This window comes from Pseudomonas sp. CROZ-RG-20F-R04-15 (assembly GCF_022662375.1).
Classification (GTDB): Bacteria; Pseudomonadota; Gammaproteobacteria; order Pseudomonadales; family Pseudomonadaceae; genus Aquipseudomonas.
Genome location: NZ_JAKNQL010000080.1, coordinates 1 through 352 on the forward strand (window position 1 = coordinate 1; position 352 = coordinate 352).

Annotated in this window: 1 protein-coding gene; it reads left to right on the top strand. The window is 60.8% G+C overall.

Annotated elements, in window-relative coordinates; all coding sequences use genetic code 11:
• Window positions 1-28 precede the first annotated feature (28 nt).
• A partial coding sequence (locus tag L8H52_RS30355; protein ID WP_242210173.1) for a hypothetical protein occupies window positions 29-352 on the top strand: 324 nt, incomplete at its 3' end.

Sequence of the window (352 nt, forward strand, 5' to 3'; positions counted from 1 at the left end):
ACCTTTTTGATGTGCGCGAGAACTGCGAATGCTTCCAACCGATCGGCTTCTGGCCCTGAACAACAGCATCGGCCTGCTCGTTGTTGCTGCTTTGAATCCCGATGAGCCGGATTTTGACAACCTGATCGGCGAGTTCCGCCTGTGCCTGAACAATTACGAGGCCTGGGCCGAGCAGTTCTGGACCGGCACCGCGCTGGATGTCGAACAGGTGTTCACTGTCGGCAACGACGTGCGCCTCAGCGCGCCGATCAAGTCGCGCCAACCGCTCAGTTCATCGGTGGTCATGTGCTCGGCCAGCGGGACGTTGACGCTGGTGCACATGTTCGAGGCCGCGCGGTTCGTGCCGATCGGC